The sequence below is a fragment of the Paenibacillus thiaminolyticus genome, from assembly GCF_007066085.1.
Classification (GTDB): Bacteria; Bacillota; Bacilli; order Paenibacillales; family Paenibacillaceae; genus Paenibacillus_B; species Paenibacillus_B thiaminolyticus.
This window is the reverse complement of the sequence record NZ_CP041405.1, coordinates 446,110-468,313: the sequence shown is the minus strand read 5'-3', so window position 1 is coordinate 468,313 and position 22,204 is coordinate 446,110. Positions and strand designations below refer to the sequence as shown.

Below are 22,204 nucleotides of genomic sequence, written 5' to 3'. Positions count from 1 at the left end.
AACACTCCCTTCGCCCGAAGCCGAATTGTTTTGAAAGTATGAGGCTGACATGGCTAAACACATCAACCCGCTAGCGATAAAGCACGCAGCAATGAGCCAGTCAACTTTTCTCATATTTTTTCCTCCTGCATGGTCGGGAGTGTGAATGTAACCGTAAAGCGAGTACCAACTTCTCTCTGACTGCTTACTTGAATCGACCCTCCTTGCAATTCCACCAATTTCTTGACGATGGAAAGCCCTAGACCGGTACCGCCCGTCTTCCGCGATCTTGACTTCTCTACCCGATAGAAGCGATCAAAAATATAGGGCAGCTCTTCCTCAGCAATCCCAATGCCCGTGTCCTCTATCGACAGGGAGAGTGTGCCTGATGTGCTCCGGAGATGGACTTCAATTCTTCCCTCTTCGGTATAACGGACTGCATTCTCCAACAGGTTGCGTACAATTTGCTCCATGCGCCTCCCATCGCCGCGGATTAACGGTACAGATGCGACAGGATGAACGATAAGTTCGATCTCTTTCTCCTTCGCTTGTAGCGAGACCGCCTGTACAGCTTGGTCCACAACATCCTTCAAGTCCACCCATTCCATGGACAGACTGATCTTTCCCTCCTCCATCTTGGCCAGTTCAAATAGATCATTCACCAAGTGCTGGATACGCACACCTTCTTGATAAATAATGTCCAGATAGCGATCCTTCTCTTCTTCCGTCTCATATAACCGGTTCTTCACGACCTTGGCATAGCCTTCCACGTAAGTGATTGGCGTTCTTAGCTCATGAGAGATAGCAGCGAAGAATTCCTGCCGTGTATCTCGATACCTCTGCAGATCGGCAGCCAAGTTATTAATCGCTGCTGCCAGATCACCAATTTCGTCTTTACTATGGATATCTAATCGAGTTGCTAACTCCCCGATAGCGATTTTCTTCGTCGCTTGCTGCATCATAATGAGAGGCCGCGAAAAGAGCAGGGCCATAATCCAGGTGATTCCAATCGCGAGTAAGAAGGCTCCAACTCCTGACAGGAGTAACAGATTCCGCACCGTAATAAGAGATCTATCCATGCTGTGCATGGAGGCCATCACATAAATAGCCGAGGAAATCTGATTATCATGATAGAGCGGTTGTCCAATGACCATGTAACGATTGCCTAGCGGATCTTCGTGTTCTAAATGAATGGACTCCCCTGCAAAAATTTGCTGTACATCCTCTGTCCGAATAAATGACTGATCAGCAGCACTATGTCCGCCTGAATGAAGGGTGACCTCACCTGCTGCGTTGATATAGAACATACTTACATTTGAAAAATCTGCAAATGTCCGTATCATTTCTTCCATGGATGATGCATCCGTTGTCTCCGCCATGGTTCTGAAATGAGAGGTCAACTCTGTGACCTCCGTTCTCATCTCGGCATGATAAAAGTTGGAGAACATTTGATACAAGCTCACGCCAAGAAACAGGAGGACGATAAAAACGATCGAAGCGATGACGAGTCCGAGTTTCATCCCAATTCGATTCCGTCTCATCTGTCCCCTCCGGCTGGCGAGAATTTATAGCCCACACCCCACACTGTTTGTATCGGATCATAGCCAAGTCCAGCGCGTTGAAGCTTTTCACGAATATTTTTGATATGAGTATCCACGACACGGGCATCCCCCGTATATTCATATCCCCATAATCGTTCCACCAGTTCTTCTCGTGAAAATGTGCGTTGACTGTGTTGCCCTAGATAGAGAAGTAAATCAAATTCTTTAGGCGTAAAATCAACGTTTTCTTCATGAATGTGAATTTCACGAGCTTCTGCATTTATTCTGAGGTTATGAAATTTGATGGTCGATCCTTGAAGCTTGTGTGCTTCATTGATCATAGAACGTCTCAATAACGAAAAGACACGTGCTAATAGCTCTTCAGGTTCAAATGGTTTCGTTACATAATCATCGGCTCCTATCCCGAGTCCATGGACTTTATCTTTGGTCTCCGATCGAGCCGTAAGCATCAGGATCGGCATCGTTTCCGTTTCTCGAATAGCTTTGCACACCTGCCAACCATCCATGCCTGGCATCATTACATCCAATATCAGAAGATCGAACGAATGCTGCTTCATCATCGACAGGGCTTCATAACCAGACGAAGCGTCCCTGACTTCAAAGCCCTCTTTCATGAGATAAATGCGAAGCAGATTCCGCATATTCCATTCGTCATCTACGACAAGTACCTGAATTTTAGCCATCTGTTCACCTGCTTCGTGTGTTACTGGTAACCCCAATGTAAACGATCCAGACACTGCATTCAAGATGAAGCGGGAATGAAATCATCCCCAGCAAACGAAATGCCGTCAGCATCAAGCAAACGGCATTCCAATCGTTAATCTGATGTGTTTCGATTACTTATCTTGTTCATTAATGGCATGAAAATCATATGGGAAAGTGGACAAATCAACAGGATGCCCATAAGCAGATAATTTGTTGGTTCACCCCGATATGCATTGATCAGGACGGTCATGACAACAAGCACAACTGGAAGTACACAACATAATGTCATCATCCAATGATGTGATTTTGAACCCTGTCCATCGTGGGTTGGATGTTTGGCGTTGCTGTATCCATGATTATGATTTCCACAACAATTCAATGTTCATTCCTCCTTGGCGGACGATCTTATCGAGTCAAGTTTTGAATATCTTTTCTCATTCGCTCATTCTGAGCTTTTACTTCGTCCAGCTCTCTTTGCATCTTTTGCATATCCTCCGAAGTCCCTTTTCCATGATCCCCATGTCCGTGTCCGTGACCTCCACGCATCATACCGAACATCATCAGAACCATCATGATGGGACAAGCCAGTAGCAATAACCATGTCCAATCCATCTTTTACGCCTCCCTATGCTAGAAAGTATTTGTATACTTGAATTGTAGATTAAAAATGTGTGGATTCCGTGTTGATACCACGAAGGATCGATGTAGCTGAAATGGACCGTCCATATTATTCTGGTTTATTGCCGACACTCGGGTCAGGGGTATAGTTGCTTTGATAGTCACTATACTTTACATCCGTAACCATCCCTGCTGACGCGTGGTGCAGTTCATGGCAATGGAACATCCAATCTCCCGGATTATCCGCTTCGAATGCAACCACATATTCCTCGCCTGGCTTCACGTTGAGGGTATCCTTAATGACAGGTGCCCCTTCTAGAGGTTGTCCGTTTTTACTTAGCACTTGGAAGAAATGTCCGTGCAGGTGCATGGGATGATCATCGGTCTTCGATTGGTTCACGAAGGTGACCTTTACCTTTTCCTCTTTATTAACTTTAATGGGATCAGTATCAGGAAATACCTTGCCGTTTATGGTATAGACCATCTCTCCGTTCTTCATTTCTGTATTCAGATTCAGAAGAACATCCTGATCAAAGGATTCATTCAATGAGAACTTGGTTTCGGCTTGTTTACCGTATTTCATCAGATCGAATTGCGGCAACGATTCGGATGCGTTAGAAGCATCGGTGTGCACCGTAGAGCCTTCGTACGCAATAACGGCTCTCATGTTGTTCACTTTGTCATCCCTGCCATGCTCTTCAAGCAGCCAAGACCCAGGATTGTTCGCCGTAAATTCAAGATCGTAACGTTCACCTGGAGCGATGGCAATCCCTTGATCCGTAATCACCGCAGGGCTATTTACAGGTTGACCATCTGAGGCAACTACCTTGAATTCATGTCCATGCAAATGCATCGTATGCGTCAGATATCCAGCATTGATCAGGCGGATTCGAACTTTCTCGCCTTCTTTAACCATTAGCTTATCAATGGCATCGCCAGTCTTTCCATTGATGGTGTACAGGTCGTACATGCTCATATCATGACCTTCCATGCTTCCCATGCCACTCCTATTCATCTGACTGTGATCCATGCCCTTCATATCTCCCATGTCCATCTTGCCATGATCCATGCCTTCCCTATCCGTGCTGCCTGAACTTATCCATTCGTCCAATACAAGGGTGTAATCCCGATCGTAGCTATCGTTCGGATCTTCCACGATCAGGGCACCGTAGAGCCCTTTATCAAGCTGATTGACACTATCTTGGTGCGAATGATACCAATAGGTACCGGGAACGGTAGCCTTAAACTCATACGTAAACGTTTTGCCTGGAACAACAGCATCTTGGGTAACGCCTGGAATCCCATCCATATCATTCGGTACAGGGTAACCGTGCCAATGAATGGAAACGGGTTCTTCGAGCTCATTCTTTAGGTTGATCTTTACCGTGTCTCCCACGGTGACACGAATCTCCGGACCGGGTACAGAATTATTGAATGTCCATACAGGCAGAGTCTTGTCATCGGATACCTTCAAATTGCTCGCTTGCGCCGTGATGGTATACTCCTTGCCATCTACCCTCGTCGTTTCATTCGTCATGATGTTGCCCGTATTATTTGAGCCCTGTGTCTGGGTGCTCTCCACGTTCATTTGGGAAGAATCCAATTCCTCCATCGCATCTTTATCAGTAGAACTAGCACAGCCAGCCATCACGATGCTAATCACACCGATGGCAAGGATTATTTTTACTTTACCTTTCATCACACATACCTCCACTTCATATTCTGATATTTCATACTGTAACCAGAAATTATGTGGAAACGGTGAAGATATCAAAATTTTTAAATATCACGTGTAAACCGGCCTATGTATCTTGCTCCCGAAAAAGCCAAGAGCATCTCTTCCTCGTGGGAGAAGATGCTCTTTGACGCTTATGCTTTCCGCTGGACTCTATAATGACTTAAGTCATTTAGTTTCTTTCCATTACCGCAAAGTAATTATCTTCATTATCGGCAAAGTTAAATACTTTGCCGGAAGGCATCGTTACAATGTCACCGACTTTGATATTTTTAGTTGATAAGTCACGATGTAATTCATCCAGATTCTCCGAAAAAAACATTAAAGACGGTGTACCAAGATGTAATCGAGGTGACATTTTCGCTACGAATTCCTTATTGTGCAAAATGATGCTTGTTTCCGCATCCTTTGTCGGGGCAATTTCAATCCACCTCATACCTTGACCGTTATTTTCTTCAGAAATAACATGAAAGCCTAATTTGCCTGTCCAAAAATCCACTGCCTCATCTTGGTTACTCACATACAACATAACTTGGCCAAGCTTACTAACCACAGACTTCACTCCCTTATCTAGGTAAAGACCAACCCGATGCTCCTAATCCTTTCCATCGCCAAGGTTTCTTATACCCAATAGTAGCTTATCTGAATCGTTGGTAGAGTACTATTATCATGGGCAAATAACAAGATAAATCTTCGATTTTTTTTCGTTCTCACTTTCTAATTAACCAGCTTTCCGGAATTGAATCGAGATCTGCAGGCTGCCGGTATCGTTCTCCGATTTCTTGAAAGCGCTCCAAAACATTTACGTCCAACAAGCCTTGCTGATTGGGTGCTCCATTTAATAGGAATGAGACGTTATGATTGTTCGCTTCATGGATTTTATCCAGTACCCAGTCCGCCGATCTCAGCTCCATCGTCGGATCTGAAAACGGAATTAAATATGATGTAGAGGAAGGCATGCTGCTGGTTCTGGAGCCTGGAAAGGTACATCGGGGATACCGTCCGACCGAGACAGAAACCGAGGTATATTGGATTCATTTTCAATATCCGCAGCCCTCACAGCCGATGCTGGCGGAGAAAATCAACTGGCAGCAGCCGTTGCTGAAGCGGACGGATCAGGATACAGAATCCCATCCGGCCATGATCGATATTCCTAAATTTGCGGCCATAGATTTGCGGACGGTCGTGCCTTTAATGACAGAAATGCTGAACTTGCACCGCGTGCTTACACAGTACCGTTCCTTCGAGCTGCATATTTTGTTGGGCCAGCTTCTCATTCAGTTGCAAACTGGGATGAGAAAGAGCAGTCCGCAAGCCCGATCCTATTTTCTTGGCGAAAAAGTGGCTTCCTACTTGGCGAACCGCTTGGAGCTTCCCTTCGACTCTGGACAGATGGAGCGCGACTTGCACTATCATTTCGATTATTTGGCGCGATGCTTGAAGCAGTATTCGGGGATGAGCCCGCTGCAATACAGACATCATGTGCAGATTGATCGGGCCAAGCGGCTGCTGACGCATTCGGAGCTGCCCCTCAGCAAAATCGGTGAACAATGCGGGTTCCAGGATCACAATTATTTTACTCGTCTGTTCAAACGCCATACATCGTTCACGCCCGGAGAGTACCGGAAGCAATATCAGGTATTTCGCGTGGATTAAGTACAGCAAGGCATCCACGGTAATATAGGATACTTGGTCCTCCCAAGGCCCCTACTCCAATTCAGCTTCACAAAAAAAGTGGACATAAACCGTTTTTCTAAAACGGATGTCCACTTATACATAGGGTATATGATGATTACATTAAGCTCGGCCAGCAGTGGCTCATGATGAACGGTATCCTATAGGAATCGAATCAGGTATGCACCATCGCTTCCAGACTCTCTGGAATAATCTGACCGCCATCCACGATGATGGTCTGGCCCGTAATAAAACCAGCCTCCTTCGAAGCCAAAAAAAGAGCGGCGTAAGCGATATCTTCGACGCTTCCAAGCCGCTTGAGCGGGATGGACGCCGTCATCGCCTGCAGATAATGATCTCCAAGGCCTTCCAAGCCTTCCGTCATTATGTTGCCGGGCATGACGGCGTTAATTGTAATGTTGTAGCGCGCGAGCTCGAGCGCCGCACTGCGCATGAATCCAAGCTGAGCGGCTTTGCTTGCGCCGTAGTGCGACCATCCGGCATAGCCGGTGGCCGGCCCCGTAATCGAGGAGGTAACAATGATCCGGCCGTATTCCGCTTTCTTCAGAAAGGGCAGGCAGGCTTGAAGGGAAAACAGCGTCCCGCGTGCATTCGTGTTCATCACCTGATCCCAATGCTCGCCGGTCATCTCCTCGATCGTCGCATTCGGAAAAATACCGGCGTTGGCGCACAGAACGTCGATCCCCCCGAAAGTAGCGGCCGCCTCGCTTGCAACGCACTTCATCGACTCCAAATCGGCGACATTTCCTTGGAAGGCATGAGCAATACCTCCGTTATCCCGGATTTCCGCCGCGGTTTCCTCCGCTTTCGTCAAGCTGCGTGCGACGACCGCGACTTTCGCCCCTTGTGCGGCGAAGGTTCTCGCAATTCCTTTGCCGATTCCTTTGCTGGCTCCGGTCACGACGACCGTCTTATCCTTCAGTGGCGTCAGCATGTAGCAACACTCCTATCCTATGTAATATGAGTTACAATTTCCCATTGCTTGGATTCCTTATCATCGTACTACAATTCCAAATGTGGAGGCAACTTGCTGAACCTCTCCCATAAGGATAGTTATATTCGGTTATCATTTTGCGAACTCCGGCTAGTTCATCCAATCCAAGATATATCTCCCCTCCTCCCTAAGACCTATTGGCCCAAACCTTGCCGGACATCTTAAAAATGTAAAAATGCAGAACAAGGAATGCCAAGGGAATGGCGCAGTTACTAGGAAGATGCACAGCATGAAACCATATGAAATCAAAATACGGTCCCTTATCGCATCCGCATTATTAACCTTATATGTTGCAAGTGAATAATAGAATCGACCTATGTTCATATATTCACATATGAGCTGCAAGACCCATTAAATAAACGAGAAAATACTGTATATTAAACGGTGCATACATGCATCGTTATACAATACATCGCCGCCATTAAAAGTAAAAGCGTATGCATTTATGTCCAGGTATTACTAGGCAAAGCTAGGGAAATCTAGTGACGCAAAGCTAAAGGGGCTAAGGAAAATTCTATGCCAGCCAGTTGCCGATTAATAGCATCCAAGCCCTATTAGTCGTATGCGTTATAAATGTAAGCGTTACCCTGCCCTAGCTGCCTATTAATATAATCTATTGATAGGAAGTGAATAACGGATGAAGACTAGGAGAAAGCAGAGTGCCCGAAGATTGTTCGCCATGACGGTAATGACCATCATGATGTTCGTGTCTTCATTGGCGCCAGCTTATGCAGGAACGACTGTTCCTGCAGCACAGGAACCTGTGGTCAAGAACTCGACACAGGAAATCCGGAATGTCATGTACTATGGCGATTGGTCGATTTGGGGAGGACAAGGGAACTTTTATCCCAAGGATATTCCCGCCGATCAATTAACCCACTTGAACTATGCGTTCCTCGATTTTGACGCTCAAGGCAACCTCGTCTTTACGGACAAGGATGCGGCTGTGGGCGCGCCTGTCGGCCAGGATGGCGTACAATGGGATATGGCCAATTCAGGCAGCCTTATCGCCCTGCAGCAATTGCGCGCAGAAAACCCGAACCTGAAAATCGGCATCTCTCTTGGCGGATGGTCCAAATCAGGCGACTTCTCCGTTGTAGCGGCCGATGCTTCGAAGCGGGCGAATCTGGTGGAGAATGTCATGAAATTCATCAAGTACACGAACATGGACTTCGTTGATGTGGATTGGGAGTTCCCGGCTGAAGTTCGCCAGCCTGATCTGGTCGATAATAAAAACGATGAAGGCACGAAATACGCCACGCCGGAGGATAAAAATAATTATATCGTGCTCCTGCAAGACTTGAAAAACGCATTGAATAAACAAGGAGCCGAGCTTGGTAAAGCGTATGAACTGTCTGTTGCGCTCCCAGCGCCGAAGGCTAAGATTGATATCGGCATTGATGTGCCAAGACTGTTCAACATTGTAGACTTTGCCAACATCATGACTTATGACATGCGCGGCGCATGGGATGAGGTAAGCGGCCATCATACCGGCTTGTATCCGAATCCAAATGACCCGCTCACCGGCAACAACCTATCTGTTGACGAGAGCGTGAACTATTTGATTCAGCAAGGTGCCGAACCGAGCAAGATTGTTATCGGGGCGGCCTACTATACTCGCGGCTGGGATAAGGTGTCTCAAGGATCCGATCCGAATCATCCGGGACTATTCGGTGACGCCGCACTATCTGCCAAGGATGCGGATCAGACTCCATCCCGCGGCGCGGTTGGTGAATCCCCTCTCGTCCTGGGGGACGGCGGCCGCCGAACAGGGACTTGGTCTTATCGCAATCTCGACAAGTTGAAGGCCGCATACCCGAATCTCAAAGAATACTGGGATGATGCAGCTAAAGCTCCATATCTATATGATAATACAACTGGCGTATTCTACACGTATGACAATGAAAGATCGATTCAAGAGAAAACGAAATATGTGCTTGAGCGCGGCCTAGGCGGCGTCATTGCTTGGATGGCTTCCAATGATGCCCCTACTACGGACCCGGCCAAGCGCGACAAATTAACAAAGGTAACGAAAGAAGGCCTCTTCGGAAGCCAGCCGTTGAAAACACATGAGATCCAATATACCAAGCTGGACGTGACGGTTGCTATGAAACCGTATACAGAGCCTTGGGGCAACAATAAAGGGTATGAAATTACCCTCGTCAATAACGAGTCTTTGACCGAATCGAATCAAGTATTGAGAGCCGTGGAAAGAGGAGCAAAAACAGTTAAGCTGCCGAAGCTTTACATCCAAGCCGATGGATCGTTCACTTCCGGCGATTATTTGGCGGGAACCGTAACCAATGAGAACGGGTATACAGTCGTCGATTTGAAATCGGTTTATGACGCCAAGACGATTGAGCCTGGCAGATCCTATACGTTCAAACTTAAGGGAGATGCCGAGATTACAAGCATGGAGCTTGTTCAGCGGGTCTCGAATAACAGCCCGGAGATGAACAGACAACTCATTCTGGGTGATGAAGCTCCAAGCAACAATCAACCGCCTGTATTGCATGGCGTAACGGACCTGACGCTTCAAGTCGGCGACAACTTTGATAAGCTGGCCGGCGTAACCGCTACGGACACAGAAGACGGAGATCTGACATCCCGTATTACCGTGACGGGAGAAGTCAATACGAATGTGGCCGGCAAGTATGAGCTAGTGTACTCCATTACGGATTCACAAGGATTAACGGCCGAGAAAAAACGCACCATTACCGTTATCGAAGCGGCAGCTCCGGGGTATGATTTTGGGGTTGGCCAAGGCATCGAGTGGCCGAAGCAAGTCAATTCTCCATTCGTCGATATGGTTGCATGGGTTACCAAGCCGGGCTATTCTAACAACGGCGCCCCTAACCTCGCCAGAATTTCCGAGGACACAGGCGTGAAATTCTTCAATCTCGGCTTTATTCAAACCATTTCGCGCCAAATCGTTGACGGCAAAGTGCAATGGGGATGGGGAGGGTACTCCGTCCTCAATGAAAAAAATGCTGATAACGCCCAATATCAAGGAATCAAGCAGTCTATCCGGGAGATTCGCGAGATGGGCGGCGATGTCACGATCTCGCTGGGCGGTTTGAACGGCGTTACATTCTGGGAAGTCACTCAAGACACCGATATCCTCTTCAATACGTATTTGGAGCTTGTTCAAGGCTATGGACTGACGAGACTGGACCTCGACATTGAGGGCGGCGCTCAGAACAAAGCCCTGAATGCCGCCAATGCGAAGGCGATTAAGAAGCTGCAAGATGCAACGGGAGTCGATATCGTATTAACCCTCCCTGTACTGCCAAGCGGTCTGACTTCTGTTCAATTGGTTGTGTTGGAAGCTTACTTGTCTGCCGGCGTGGATGTCACAGTCGTGAACATCATGACGATGTGCTATGGCAACGGAACGCTCCTGCCTGGCGAGAACTATGGTTCCGCTTCTCTGAGAGCCGTTGATTCGACGAAGAATCAAGTGAAGCAGTACTTCAAGCAGTTTGCCAACATTGATCTAACCGATGAAGAGGCTTATGGCATCATTGGAACCACGCCGTCCATTGGTTTTGAAGGAGCGGCTCATCCGGTCTTCACGACGGAGTGGTCTCAGTGGGTTGTGGATCATGCGATCGAGAAAGGGCTGGCGATGACCTCCTTCTGGTCGATGAACCGGGATGCGATGTTGGAAAATAACAGCGGCGTAACGTCTCAATATCAATTTACCGATATTTTCAAGACATTCGGAAATGGAAGCACCCCGCCGGTCGCTTCAAAACCCGTGATTCATGGCGCATCGGATAAAACGATTTTCGTTGGCGAGCACTTCGATCCGAGAGAAGGAGTTACCGCTACGGACAAAAAGGACGGCGACCTGACCGAGCGGATCGTCATCGAAGGAGCGGTTGACTCCTCTACTCCAGGAACCTATAAGCTGGTATATACCGTAGAGAACAGCCAAGGGCAGCAAGCAATTGCTGAACGTACAATCACTGTTGCAGAAAAGATCAATCACAAGCCTGTGATTCATGGCGCAACGGATAAAACGATTCTCGTTGGCGAGCACTTCGATCCGAGAGAAGGGGTTACCGCTTCGGATGAAGAGGACGGCGACCTGACCGATCGCCTCGTGATCGAAGGAACGGTTGATTCCTCTACTCCGGGAACCTACAAGCTGGTGTATACCGTAGAAGACAGCCAAGGCCTGCAAGCCTCTGCAGAGCGCCATATTACCGTTATCGATGGACTTGCGGATACGTATGATCCGAAGAAGGTCTACCTCGAAGGTGATTCGGTCATCTACAAAGGAGAGAAATACACCGCGAAATGGTGGGTACAAGGCCAAGCACCGGATACCTCCCAAGCATGGCAAAAAGAAGTAATTCCAAATGAAGACGGCAGTGTGGATTACGTGCCGGGCAATGTGTATGTAGGAGGCGATTTGGTTCGCTATGAAGGCAAGCTCTATCAAGCCAAGTGGTGGACACAGAGCATTCCGGGAAGCGATGACTCCTGGAAGCTTGTAGAATAATAGCAAGTCGAAGCTCTATTTAAGCTGTATCTACCGGGACTAACCCTGCATGGGTTAGTCCCTTCTGCTTGCTCTTATGGGTATTCCTTTCATTCTTGCGGAAGGAATCGATCAGCCATGCCCAGACACCCCAACGCCGTCATAGAATACAGAGTGCCGCTATTTCATGATCTGTAGGATATGGTAATATAAACTTAATCAGTCATGACAAGGAGGCAATAATGAAAAAAGCACTCGGGATTGGACTTTTTATACTTAGCGCCATTGCCGCTATGTCCATCGTCGCTTGGGATATTTCCATTGCGATGAAGTTATCCGGGTATGTTGGATTGGCTGCTTTAGTAATAGCCGCTCTTTTTTCTGGTGCCATGATTGACCCTGATTCCAGACGTGTGGACTTGGCGACCGAAGGCAAGGAATCCATGAATCGCAGATTCCGATTATCCACTTTTTTATTACTGGTCGCTCTACCGAATCTGCTTGCGTGTCTCATCCTCTACTTCGGTTCGAAATGGTTAGGAGGTTAAAGTGTCCGCCCCCCAAATCCGTCTTCCCTCCCAGGCGTTAAAAAGTCCAAGGGATTTTTCGGTACTCCATTTGGACTTGTCTCTCCGTAGAAAAAATGGATGTAAAGCGCTCTGAACTGCACGATTTCTCCAGACACGTTGATTCGGCAAGCGAAATCCTGCGCAAATACAGCAATTCGATATGGACGACTTTACTAGAAAGGGAATCCTGCAAAACGGCAGCAATTTCACCCGTTTCTCTTCGACTTGGAGCAAAAGGGACTAAAATGATGTAGATGTGCAGCATTTCCTCGGGGTGCGGACTCATTGTGCCGAAATTCCTGTAACATAGCAGCAATTCCCTCCACATGTTCAAGCCCCAGGAGACAGAGTGCCCAGTTTTGATCCCAAAAAGATTCGTTTCAAGATGCTCGTCTCCATATCCTAACCTTACCAAGAACAGAAGCAAGGCGGAAGACCTGCTTTCCCCCCCCCTAAAATTTATAAATTCTTTAATCTTAAAAAAGACTCTATCACACTAAGTGCGATAGAGTCGATGCTCCAACATCAAAATACTTTCGTCGTCCAGGACTCACAGTTCCATGTCTCCGTCACGACCTCACGATAAAATTCAGGTTCGTGGGAAATGAGCAGGATGCTGCCCTTGTATGCCTTGAGTGCACGCTTCAGCTCTTCCTTCGCATCGACATCCAGATGGTTCGTCGGCTCATCGAGCACGAGCAGGTTGGTCTCAATGTTGACGAGCTTGCAGAGGCGAACCTTCGCCTTCTCGCCGCCGCTGAGCACGGCGATTTTGCTCTCGATATGCTTCGTCGTCAGCCCGCACTTCGCCAGTGCCGCACGCACCTCGAATTGGGTGAAGGAAGGGAACTCCTTCCAGATCTCTTCGATGCATGTATTGTAGTTCGCATCTTTGATTTCCTGTTCGAAATAGCCGATATCCAGATTGTCTCCCCGTTCAACAGAACCGGATATCGCCGGAATCTCGCCGAGAATGCTGCGCAGCAGCGTCGTCTTACCAATACCGTTCGCACCGACAAGTGCGATCTTCTGACCGCGCTCCATACGGAGGTTCAACGGACGGGACAGTGGTTCATCATAACCGATGACAAGATCATTGGTCTCGAACACCAGCTTGCTGGATGCCCGGGAATCTTTGAAGTTGAACTGCGGCTTCGGCTTTTCCTTCGCCAGCTCGATAATCTCCATCTTATCCAGCTTCTTCTGCCTCGACATCGCCATATTGCGCGTGGCTACGCTCGCCTTGTTGCGTGCGACGAAGTCCTTCAGGTCGGCAATCTCCTGCTGCTGACGCTTATAAGCCGCTTCCAGCTGCTGCTTCTTCATTTCATAGACTTGCTGGAACTTGTCATAGTCACCGACATAGCGCGTTAGCTCCTGGTTTTCCATATGGTAGATCAGGTTAATAACGCTATTCAAGAATGGAATATCATGCGAGATGAGAATAAATGCATTCTCATAAGCTTGCAGATATCGCTTCAACCATTCGATATGCTGTTCATCCAGATAGTTGGTCGGCTCGTCCAATAACAGGATGTCCGGCTTCTCCAGCAAGAGCTTCGCCAGCAGCACCTTCGTGCGCTGCCCGCCGCTCAGATCGTTGACGTCCTTTTCCAGACCGATATCATTCAGACCGAGTCCGCGTGCCGTCTCTTCGACCTTGGCATCAATCATATAAAAATCTTGATTCGTCAATGTGTCTTGAATCGTACCGACTTCCTCGAGGAGCTTCTCCAGCTCTTCTGGCGTTACGTCCCCCATCTTGCCGTACATGTCGTTCATTTCTTGTTCCAGGTCAAATAAATATTGGAAGGCTCCCCTCAATACATCTCGAATCGTTAAGCCCTTGTTAAGAACGGCATGCTGATCGAGATAGCCGACGCGTACGCGCTTGGACCATTCAACCTTGCCTTCATCTGGCTGAAGCTTGCCTGTAATGATATTCATAAATGTGGACTTGCCTTCTCCGTTGGCGCCGATAAGTCCAATGTGCTCGCCTTTGAGCAGGCGGAAGGATACATCCTTGAAGATTGCACGGTCTCCAAAGCCGTGGCTTAGTCGTTCTACGTTTAATATGCTCATCCATGACACCTTTTCTTATATACTTTATGCTTGATTTATTATAAACGTTCTCGGGCCTAAAAGTAAGCGTAAAAATAGCCGCCCGAATGAAGAATGCGCCTTCCCTTTCCAGTTATGGTTGTAATGCTATATTAACGGATTCAACAGCGTGTATTACCGTCGTATTAAATAATGGCACCTCTGAATCTTCTGCTTTCACCAATAAACCAATTTCAGTACAACCGAGAACGATTCCTTCCGCCCCATCATCAACTAAACGTTTGATGACTTGTTTATAATATTCTCTTGATGACTGCCTAATGTTACCTACACATAACTCTTCATATATGACCTTATGAACCATTTCCCGTTCTGCAGGATCGGGGATTAACACCTTGATCCCGTTCGACTCCAACCGTGATTTATAGAATTCTTGTTCCATTGTATACTTGGTACCTAACAGCCCTATCGTGCCAATATTTGATTTTTGAATTTGAGTTGCCGTTGCATCTGCGATATGTAGAATGGGTATGTCTATTTTTTCTTCAATATGTTCAAGTACTTTATGCATTGTATTTGTACAAATCACGATAAAGTCTGCTCCCGCTATTTCTAATGAATGGGCAACCTCACCTAATAGTGTACCCGCCTGTTCCCACTTCTCCTCTGCCTGATAACGTTCAATTTCTTCAAAATCAATGCTGTATATTAGGCATTTTGCGGAATGCAATCCTCCCAATCTATTTTTCACTTCTTCGTTAATAATTCGATAGTATTCAACTGTTGATTCCCAACTCATCCCGCCTATAAGTCCAATCGTTTTCATGAGAACCCCGCTTCCTTCCAACAAGATATAGGAATATCATACCATCGTCATTGAAAAGAAAGAAAGCCCCGCTAAAAAGCAGGGCTCTCAGGTCAAAATCATTCTTGATTTTTTTGATGTATGTCTAATATTTACCTCAATATGCTCCCATTCTTAGGTGATTTTGTTCCAGAGAAACAATATAGCAGGAACAGGTACGGATGGGCGCTTCCCGAAGCGATAGGCCGCTTGCCTGTTCTTTTTTTACGGTTCAATCAAGCTGCGAAGAGTTACACGGATTTACGCCTAGGCAACAAGGACTCTTTCTCACTATGACAAAAAGTCCTTGATCCGGTCTTGATACTTCTGCCTGGTGCTTTGATATTCCGCATACAGCCGGGAATTAACCACAGAGGCATTTCCGAAGAAAAAGCGCTCATAGACGGTCTGCCTGCCGCCAAATGTACTGACGCTCAGTTCCCATGCCAATCTGGATAACTGCACGCTCTTTTTGGCATCCAGATCGATGCCCTTCATGTAACGGTGCAATTGATCGCTCATGGCTGCCGCAAAATCTTTTTCTTCCGGAATCATAATCAGATTGCTGGCGCCAATTAATTGAATGATTTCTATCATACGCGGATACACCTGTTGGAAATATACATTCGCCGCAAGCAGCGGTTTCCGGGCGGGAAGCATATTGCCCCATCGATCAGAAGAAGCCCCTTTCTCGGCGGCAAGCTGAAATGCCTTGAGTGTTTCTAAGGCGACAATCACCTCTGTCACCTTTTCGATAATATGGCCATAACTCTCCAATCCGCAGGCTGTAACCATCATGTCAATGGTTCCTAACAAAAACTCCGTTTTGGCAATAGTTTTGCACATGATCTGGGTGCCGGCATAGGTATGAAAGTGACTTTCATCCAATAACCGATACGCCATTTTTTCATCCCCGCATACAAAGACGCGGTCCCACGGAACGGAAGCATCATCGAAAATCACAAGCGTATCCATTTCTTCAAACCGGGAGCTCAACGGATAATTGTAGGTCGATTCTCCGCCAACAAAGCTTTCCCTGCAGACAAAACTAACGCCTTTCAGGTTGCTCGGAACAGCAAAGGCGAAGGAGTAAGGATTTATCTCCTCCCCTGATAAAGAGAAAGGCGTGGGGAAGACCAATATTTCATCCGAGGTTGCCCCTTGTGTATCTAACAGAAAGGCCCCGCGAATCACGATCCCGTCTTTATTTTTCTCGATGATTCGTGCGGCCTCCGGTTCTTCGAATGTCCGGAGAAAAGTGGAGACTCTTCCCGCCTTCGGCTGGATGAACACATGAGAAAGCGTAATATCGTTTTCCCGGCAATATTCATAATAACGATTCAAGTTAGAAGCATACTCGGGATATTTCTCTTCTAGGACTCCCGCCGCAGCGGAGAAAGCCATAATAGCGGTGTTCATGTAATCGGGAGATCGTCCCAGGAAGCCGTGATGAATGCTAGCCCATGCCTGCATCATCTGCCTGCGCAGCGCAAGATCCTTCTTTGTCTTCGGTTGCTTGAAGGACAAGCCGACCGGATCGCCTGTCAAGGGCGAAGAATATACCATTGTAGCTTGCGATTCTTCGGCATGCTGCATGTCATACATGGAAGCTTGTGTCGCCATAAGTCCTTTGAAAGCTTTATGATTCGACATAGGTGCGTGCACCCGCTCTCCTGCGATCCAAACGTCTGGGGAATTTTTATCTATCCGCTCGATATACTCGCTCCCGTTTTTGACCGGCATTCAGATCGCCTCCTCGTCTTTAGATACTTTATTCGTTCCAGGACAGCTTGGCTTGAACGAATGTCCCTCCATTCGTGTCATGAATCGGGCTTTAACCTTTTCATAACCCTTTCTGCTGCACGGTGAAATATGATAAACAGCGCATAGAGAGCGAAGAAACGCGCCAGAGCGTTGCCAGCTCTTTCTCGTTGAGGGAGCCCTTGTGCTTACATTCCGTGATTGCCGGAGGTTATTATGAAAAAATATATGATCATCAGTTCATCAGTCTTATTGTCACTCCTCTTGATTGCATCAGGCTACACATTTTATCTGTACCGGTCGATGGAAAAAACGGTGGATAAAATGCAGATCACGTTCGATGAGGCAGAAGACAAGCAGATGCCGAAGCCTGAAGAAATACGGGACTCGCTTACTTTTTTATTGCTCGGTATCGGCGATCGGCCGAAAATCGGCGATGCAGGACGGGCGGACAGCATTATCGTCGTGTCTGTTAATCCGAAGGTCAAAAGTGTATTCATGTTTAATATTCCTCGCGATTCCCGCGTCGAAATTGCCGGCAAAGATAAAATGGACAAAATCAATCATGCCTATGCCTTTGGCGGAACCGAAATGATGAAAAAGACGGTCGAGCGGTTTTTGGATCAACCGATCGACTACGTTATACAGACGAATATGGAGGGATTGACGCAGCTTGTCGATGTGTTCGGAGGCATCGAAGTGGAGAATGCCTTTGCCTTTGATCAGATGGATCAATACGGTAAGAAGAAGCATCACTACGATAAAGGACTTATTCAGTTGGATGGGGAAAGTGCACTGCATTATACCCGCATGCGCAAGTCGGACCCGAAAGGCGATTTGGGGCGGAACGAGCGGCAGCGTCAGGTGTTAACGATACTACTCAATAAAACGGCATCGTTATCCTCTGTTCTCAAAATGGAAGAAATATTGAACATCATGGGGGAAAATATAAAAACCAATATTTCGTTTGAAGAAATGAAGGCCTTTTTTCTCCAATTCAAAAAGGACTGGGACGAGTATCAAATCACGACGCAGGAGATCGCAGGCTCCAACCAAATGATTCATGGCATTTATTATTATCATGTATCCGATGAAGAGCGTGAACGTATCTCTGCTATATTGAAAGAGCATGTCTCGCTCGATCTTACCGGTACCTGATATACTTCATATAAAAAGCAGCTCTAGTATTTTGTAAAAGAGCTGCTTTCTGCTTTTCGCCGACTCGGGGTTATGACTTTATACGTGAAAGCCTCTTTCCGGTTACGCAATCACGATGAGGCACCAGTGAATCTACCCGCTCCCGGGATATTATGGTAATATCGAAGAGGCATAACACTTCTATTAAGGAGGCTTATCTTTATCATGGCTGACCAACCAATCGATGGGAATGATAAGAAAGTATCCGATCTTGATCCTTATATGCACCTGGAACAAAATGAGCTGGCGGGGTTGCGATGGTTATCCCCTGCCGACAAGCCGTTTCGGTTAAGCGGCTTGTCTTGGTTCGAGCAGGAACGATTGTTCCGAAGACTTCCTCTTCGTTCACGTCAACCCATCCCTCCCGTTGTCGATGTGCTCGCTAACCATACCGCAGGCGGACAGCTTGCGTTCCAGACCAGCTCCAGTCAGTTGGCCATCCGCGTGCAATTGGCCAATAAGGCCGATTTGTATCATATGCCTGCCACGGGGCAATGCGGGTTTGATCTTTATTTAGGCAAGCCCGGAGAACAAGTTTTTTATAAAACAAGCCTATATGATCATACCCAGGACTATTTCGAAGCGATGCTGTATGATTTTTCCTCTTTCGAGATGCGTCATGTGACATTGAATTTTCCGCTCTACCAAGGTGTGAAATCTCTGGCGATCGGAGTCAATCCGGATGCGGTAATCGAAGCGCCGCTCCCCTACCGCAATGACAAAAAAGTCATCATCTACGGCACCTCGATCACACAGGGTGCCTGTGCGTCCCGGCCTGGAATGGCCTACACGAATATTTTGAGCCGCCGCATTCCTCTGGAATTTATAAATCTCGGATTTTCCGGGAGCGGCTGCGGGGAACCGGAGATGGCGCATGTGATTACCGAGATCGCCAATCCGGCGATGTTGGTGCTTGATTACGAAGCCAATGCCATTAATCCGGATCTGCTCAAGCAGACATTGCCGGAGTTTATTCGTATTTACCGGGCAGCTCATCCCGTTGTTCCGATCCTCGTTATTTCGAAAATAGAGTACCCAAGCGAGTCATTCGTGCCGGAATTGCGGCAATTGCGGCTGGAGATGGGCCGGATCCAACGGGAAACTGTTGAGCGGCTTCGTCAGCAAGGCGATTCACATCTTCATTTTTACGACGGCCGTGGACTGCTTGGCACCGATGATACCCGATTTGAATGCACGGTCGACGGCATCCATCCAACCGATCTCGGCTTTATGCGTATGGCCGGCAAGCTGACGCCGCTCTTCAAGCAGCTGCTGCAGCACGAACTTGCCTGATCCGGCTACAAAAAAAGAGGGATGTCTCAAAAGTGAATTGCTCCCCTTACGGTAGACAGGTGAAATAATAAAGACAGCCCCCCTGATTCTCAAAGTTCGACTCGCCGAAAACTGCAAAAATACACCATTCCTTTATGACGTGTACTCCATTACAGGGAATCCTGCAAAACGGCATCAATTTCTGACGATCCAATCGATAAAAGACAAGAATCGATGAACATAATGTACTTTTGCAGGAATTTCATCAAATAGCGGCTTAAAGAGCAGAAATTGATGCATCCACGCAGCATTTCACTGCTTCATCCATCTTCCACCGGTTTGCGCGCCGTCGTTTTTCCCGCATCCACATTCTATGTTAACTCCTCACCACAATCATCTTGCAGTGCCTGTGAGACACTCCCATTCATTTACCCTTTCAAGGTCGTAATCGGCGCCACATCAGTACAGCTTATAGATGGGATCCTCCGCTTGCGTCGATTAGTTGGCCGGTTACCCATCGGCTATCCGATGAAGCAAGGAAGGAGGCGACATCCGCCACATCTTCAGGCTCGCCCCACCTATTGAGAGCGGAAAGACCCACTCGGGGAAGCCGCTCGTGTGACAAACGACGAAATATTGATAATTCTCCCTCCATTATTGAGGCGCACCGATCCTCCACTTTATTTTTGAAATCTTACAATTTCATAAGCCTCGTGAAAGCTGGATCGATTAGTATGCAGGAGTCTTCTCCTGTATATTTAAGCCATGGAACAACAATGACAAACTTGCTTGAGGTGATAGATATGAACGGAAACAAACTAGTATCTGCTCTGTCCTACTGGAGTGTTCTCTTTGCCCCGATTTTATTCCCCATTCTCGTCTGGATTGTCGGAGACGCTGAGAGCAAGAGCCATGCCAAACGAGCGCTGTGGACGCATATTCTTCCTACGGTGACAGCTATTGTAGGGTTTGCCGCGTTAGGAATCATTAGCATGAGTGTGCGGGAGGTAGAGGTAACCCTGGGGATCGGTTCGGTTATCACCGTCGCGCTGTGCGGTATCATTAGCGTATACTTCTTCATTTGGAACATTGTCAAAGGGATTCAAGTGATCAAATCATAACTATGAACACATAAGAGGGAGAAGCCGGCCGGCATCTCCCTCTTCCCTATCTCGAACCTACATCTTAATCTTGGTCAATCTGACTGTCCCCTTGTTCCAGTCCGCCGCGATGTGGTAATCCAAAGCTTCCACGTAGAACAAAAGCGGAAAACATAGAGGGTTCCGTTTACGATCTCCGGCCGCGCCCCCATCTCCGTCTTGCTTCCATCCTTGACGAACATTGTGCTTCCTGTATTCATCGTATATTTCGTTGCGCTGCCCAGCGTCAGTTTAATTTCCGTTGATCAAATAAAATAAAGAGTTCTACATATTATACATGACTAATATGTGGAACTCTTTATGTTTAACTATCGTTCTACGTTACTTGAATAATTCGTTTATGAATCTGACCATCGTCTGTTTGGAAAAATCCTCACAGAAAAAAGCGCCGGCTCACGATGTTATCATGAAACCGGCGCTTATTCGATCGATTCCTCATATACGTTCACATGGATTCTTTGTTAGGAGCCCCGTTATATTGATGAAATGGAGCTGCTTTAACAACCGTTCCAAGAGCACCGCCGCTTCCACCCGGGTCGTATGCGCCAAGGGTGCAAATGGATTAGCGCTGCGCCCCTGGGCCTACTCAGCCCCATTGGACACCGCGGGACTCCGGCTGATTGCTATTCAGGAAGCGCGTGTCAATTACGGCGAGCCGTTCGCTCTATGCCATCAGCGGTTACTTTGTACAGTTGGTGCGGCAGGTCGTGTCCCATGCCATCAACCAACATTAGCTCGGCGCCGGGGATGGCAGAAGCCGTGTCCTCGCCACACGCCGGGACGAACAGGGGATCGTCCACCCCATGAATGACAAGTACTGGTACTTTTATGGTCGCCAGCCGCGGACGACGGTCACCGGAGACAGCGATAGCAGCAATTTGTCGTCCGACACTGCCTGGATCGTAGGCTCGCTGGACTTCCTCCAGAATGAGCGCCCGATAAGCGTCCTCTTCAAACGGATAGCCGGTGCCGGCGATGCGTTTGGCAAAAGAGAGGCTGTGCGCCAAAAATCCTGCTTCATCCTCAAAGGGGTTCGGCGCCGGTTTAGTCATCATCGCCATGACATCCGGGGAAGCTTGCGGAAGGGTGGGATTACCGGAACTAGACATAATGGAGGTGAGTGATAAAACCCGTTCAGGGTACTCACTGGCTGCAATCTGGGCTATCATTCCGCCCATCGACCTGCCAACGAAATGTGCCCGGTCAATGGAAAGGGCGTCGAGCAGTCCGATAGCGTCGTTGGACATGTCGTCGAGAGTATAAGGGATGTCCGGTCGCTGTCCCGACATGAGAGCAGTCGCCAGTGCGTCAAAATCCAGCGCCTGATAATGGCTAAAATGTGTCGAGCAACCTGCGTCGCGATTGTCAAAGCGGATCACGCGAAAGCCCTTCGCTGCTAATATCCGACAAAACGGAACCGACCATCGGATCATCTGGGTTCCAAGCCCGGCGATTAGGATAATAGCCTCGTCATTTTGGTTACCGAAACTGTCATAGGCCAACTCAACGTCATTGACTTTCAAGATGTTCATGATCATGTTCTCCTCCAATTAATTCGGTATC

16 protein-coding genes, 1 pseudogene and 1 riboswitch are annotated in these 22,204 nt (G+C 47.6%); of the genes and pseudogenes, 6 read left to right on the top strand and 11 right to left on the bottom strand.

The annotated features are described in order from the left end of the window. Window positions 1–110: 110 nt before the first annotated feature. The 5 genes from FLT43_RS01985 to FLT43_RS01965 form a co-directional block, all read right to left on the bottom strand. On the bottom strand, window positions 111–1,520 hold the full coding sequence (locus FLT43_RS01985; protein WP_087443580.1) for a sensor histidine kinase: 1,410 nt from the start codon (window positions 1,518–1,520) through the stop codon (window positions 111–113). After that, complete coding sequence (locus tag FLT43_RS01980; RefSeq protein ID WP_087443581.1) at window positions 1,517–2,224, bottom strand: response regulator transcription factor; 708 nt, start codon at window positions 2,222–2,224, stop codon at window positions 1,517–1,519. Before FLT43_RS01980 ends, FLT43_RS01985 begins: the two co-directional genes overlap by 4 nt. A gap of 427 nt (window positions 2,225–2,651) precedes the next feature. Further along, on the bottom strand, window positions 2,652–2,858 hold the full coding sequence (locus tag FLT43_RS01975; RefSeq protein WP_087443582.1) for a hypothetical protein: 207 nt from the start codon (window positions 2,856–2,858) through the stop codon (window positions 2,652–2,654). A gap of 115 nt (window positions 2,859–2,973) precedes the next feature. Continuing rightward, window positions 2,974–4,563 (bottom strand): multicopper oxidase family protein, encoded by a 1,590-nt coding sequence (locus FLT43_RS01970; protein ID WP_087443583.1) that lies wholly within the window; start codon window positions 4,561–4,563, stop codon window positions 2,974–2,976. Window positions 4,564–4,771: 208 nt separating this feature from the next. After that, complete coding sequence (locus FLT43_RS01965; RefSeq protein ID WP_087443584.1) at window positions 4,772–5,152, bottom strand: VOC family protein; 381 nt, start codon at window positions 5,150–5,152, stop codon at window positions 4,772–4,774. Window positions 5,153–5,460: 308 nt separating this feature from the next. Between FLT43_RS01965 and FLT43_RS01955 the strand changes: the two genes are divergently transcribed. Beyond that, entirely contained in the window at window positions 5,461–6,255 is a 795-nt protein-coding gene (locus tag FLT43_RS01955; protein ID WP_164776609.1) for a helix-turn-helix transcriptional regulator, read from the top strand. Between the two features lie 193 nt (window positions 6,256–6,448). Here the strand turns inward: FLT43_RS01955 and fabG are convergent, their stop codons facing one another. Beyond that, window positions 6,449–7,228, bottom strand: a complete 780-nt coding sequence (gene fabG, locus FLT43_RS01950) for a 3-oxoacyl-ACP reductase FabG (RefSeq protein ID WP_087443586.1) — start codon at window positions 7,226–7,228, stop codon at window positions 6,449–6,451. 512 nt (window positions 7,229–7,740) lie between these two features. Further along, window positions 7,741–7,823, top strand: a riboswitch (cyclic di-GMP riboswitch). Window positions 7,824–7,925: 102 nt separating this feature from the next. On the opposite strand from fabG, the gene FLT43_RS01945 reads away from it, so the two are divergent. Further along, on the top strand, window positions 7,926–11,798 hold the full coding sequence (locus tag FLT43_RS01945) for a glycosyl hydrolase family 18 protein (protein WP_244194265.1): 3,873 nt from the start codon (window positions 7,926–7,928) through the stop codon (window positions 11,796–11,798). A 221-nt stretch (window positions 11,799–12,019) separates the two neighbouring features. Then, a complete protein-coding gene (locus FLT43_RS01940; RefSeq protein WP_087443588.1) occupies window positions 12,020–12,325 on the top strand; it encodes a DUF5316 domain-containing protein in 306 nt (101 codons plus the stop codon). Window positions 12,326–12,871: 546 nt separating this feature from the next. Here the strand turns inward: FLT43_RS01940 and abc-f are convergent. From abc-f to hpaB, 3 genes are all read right to left on the bottom strand, one after another. Next, the gene (gene abc-f, locus FLT43_RS01935) at window positions 12,872–14,428 is read right to left on the bottom strand and encodes a ribosomal protection-like ABC-F family protein (RefSeq protein ID WP_087443590.1); all 1,557 of its coding nucleotides are present in this window, start codon (window positions 14,426–14,428) and stop codon (window positions 12,872–12,874) included. A 112-nt stretch (window positions 14,429–14,540) separates the two neighbouring features. Beyond that, window positions 14,541–15,233 (bottom strand): aspartate/glutamate racemase family protein, encoded by a 693-nt coding sequence (locus FLT43_RS01930; protein WP_087443591.1) that lies wholly within the window; start codon window positions 15,231–15,233, stop codon window positions 14,541–14,543. 309 nt (window positions 15,234–15,542) lie between these two features. After that, the gene (hpaB, locus tag FLT43_RS01925; RefSeq protein ID WP_087443592.1) at window positions 15,543–16,994 is read right to left on the bottom strand and encodes a 4-hydroxyphenylacetate 3-monooxygenase, oxygenase component; all 1,452 of its coding nucleotides are present in this window, start codon (window positions 16,992–16,994) and stop codon (window positions 15,543–15,545) included. Window positions 16,995–17,228: 234 nt separating this feature from the next. On the opposite strand from hpaB, the gene FLT43_RS01920 reads away from it, so the two are divergent. Together FLT43_RS01920 and FLT43_RS01915 are read left to right on the top strand one after the other, a co-directional pair. Continuing rightward, window positions 17,229–18,170 (top strand): LCP family glycopolymer transferase, encoded by a 942-nt coding sequence (locus FLT43_RS01920; protein WP_115057889.1) that lies wholly within the window; start codon window positions 17,229–17,231, stop codon window positions 18,168–18,170. A 204-nt stretch (window positions 18,171–18,374) separates the two neighbouring features. Beyond that, a complete protein-coding gene (locus FLT43_RS01915) occupies window positions 18,375–19,502 on the top strand; it encodes an SGNH/GDSL hydrolase family protein (protein ID WP_087443594.1) in 1,128 nt (375 codons plus the stop codon). 448 nt (window positions 19,503–19,950) lie between these two features. Here the strand turns inward: FLT43_RS01915 and FLT43_RS01910 are convergent. Then, a pseudogene (locus tag FLT43_RS01910) lies at window positions 19,951–20,146 on the bottom strand (SDR family oxidoreductase); the annotation flags it as partial. Window positions 20,147–20,284: 138 nt separating this feature from the next. Here FLT43_RS01910 and FLT43_RS01905 point away from each other — a divergent pair. Continuing rightward, window positions 20,285–20,602, top strand: a complete 318-nt coding sequence (locus FLT43_RS01905; RefSeq protein ID WP_087443938.1) for a magnetosome magnetite crystal formation protein family — start codon at window positions 20,285–20,287, stop codon at window positions 20,600–20,602. 680 nt (window positions 20,603–21,282) lie between these two features. Here the strand turns inward: FLT43_RS01905 and FLT43_RS01900 are convergent. Continuing rightward, window positions 21,283–22,173: an alpha/beta fold hydrolase gene (locus FLT43_RS01900; protein WP_087443596.1), complete on the bottom strand. Its 891-nt coding sequence runs from the start codon at window positions 22,171–22,173 to the stop codon at window positions 21,283–21,285. Window positions 22,174–22,204 lie beyond the last annotated feature (31 nt).

Coding starts and splice junctions, on each gene's coding strand:
- FLT43_RS01985 (WP_087443580.1), bottom strand. CDS start 1,520: ATGAGACGGAATCGAATTGGGATGAAACTCGGACTCGTCATCGCTTCG.
- FLT43_RS01980 (WP_087443581.1), bottom strand. CDS start 2,224: ATGGCTAAAATTCAGGTACTTGTCGTAGATGACGAATGGAATATGCGG.
- FLT43_RS01975 (WP_087443582.1), bottom strand. CDS start 2,858: ATGGATTGGACATGGTTATTGCTACTGGCTTGTCCCATCATGATGGTT.
- FLT43_RS01970 (WP_087443583.1), bottom strand. CDS start 4,563: ATGAAAGGTAAAGTAAAAATAATCCTTGCCATCGGTGTGATTAGCATC.
- fabG (WP_087443586.1), bottom strand. CDS start 7,228: ATGCTGACGCCACTGAAGGATAAGACGGTCGTCGTGACCGGAGCCAGC.
- FLT43_RS01945 (WP_244194265.1), top strand. CDS start 7,926: ATGAAGACTAGGAGAAAGCAGAGTGCCCGAAGATTGTTCGCCATGACG.
- FLT43_RS01940 (WP_087443588.1), top strand. CDS start 12,020: ATGAAAAAAGCACTCGGGATTGGACTTTTTATACTTAGCGCCATTGCC.
- abc-f (WP_087443590.1), bottom strand. CDS start 14,428: ATGAGCATATTAAACGTAGAACGACTAAGCCACGGCTTTGGAGACCGT.
- FLT43_RS01930 (WP_087443591.1), bottom strand. CDS start 15,233: ATGAAAACGATTGGACTTATAGGCGGGATGAGTTGGGAATCAACAGTT.
- hpaB (WP_087443592.1), bottom strand. CDS start 16,994: ATGCCGGTCAAAAACGGGAGCGAGTATATCGAGCGGATAGATAAAAAT.
- FLT43_RS01920 (WP_115057889.1), top strand. CDS start 17,229: ATGAAAAAATATATGATCATCAGTTCATCAGTCTTATTGTCACTCCTC.
- FLT43_RS01915 (WP_087443594.1), top strand. CDS start 18,375: ATGGCTGACCAACCAATCGATGGGAATGATAAGAAAGTATCCGATCTT.
- FLT43_RS01905 (WP_087443938.1), top strand. CDS start 20,285: ATGAACGGAAACAAACTAGTATCTGCTCTGTCCTACTGGAGTGTTCTC.
- FLT43_RS01900 (WP_087443596.1), bottom strand. CDS start 22,173: ATGAACATCTTGAAAGTCAATGACGTTGAGTTGGCCTATGACAGTTTC.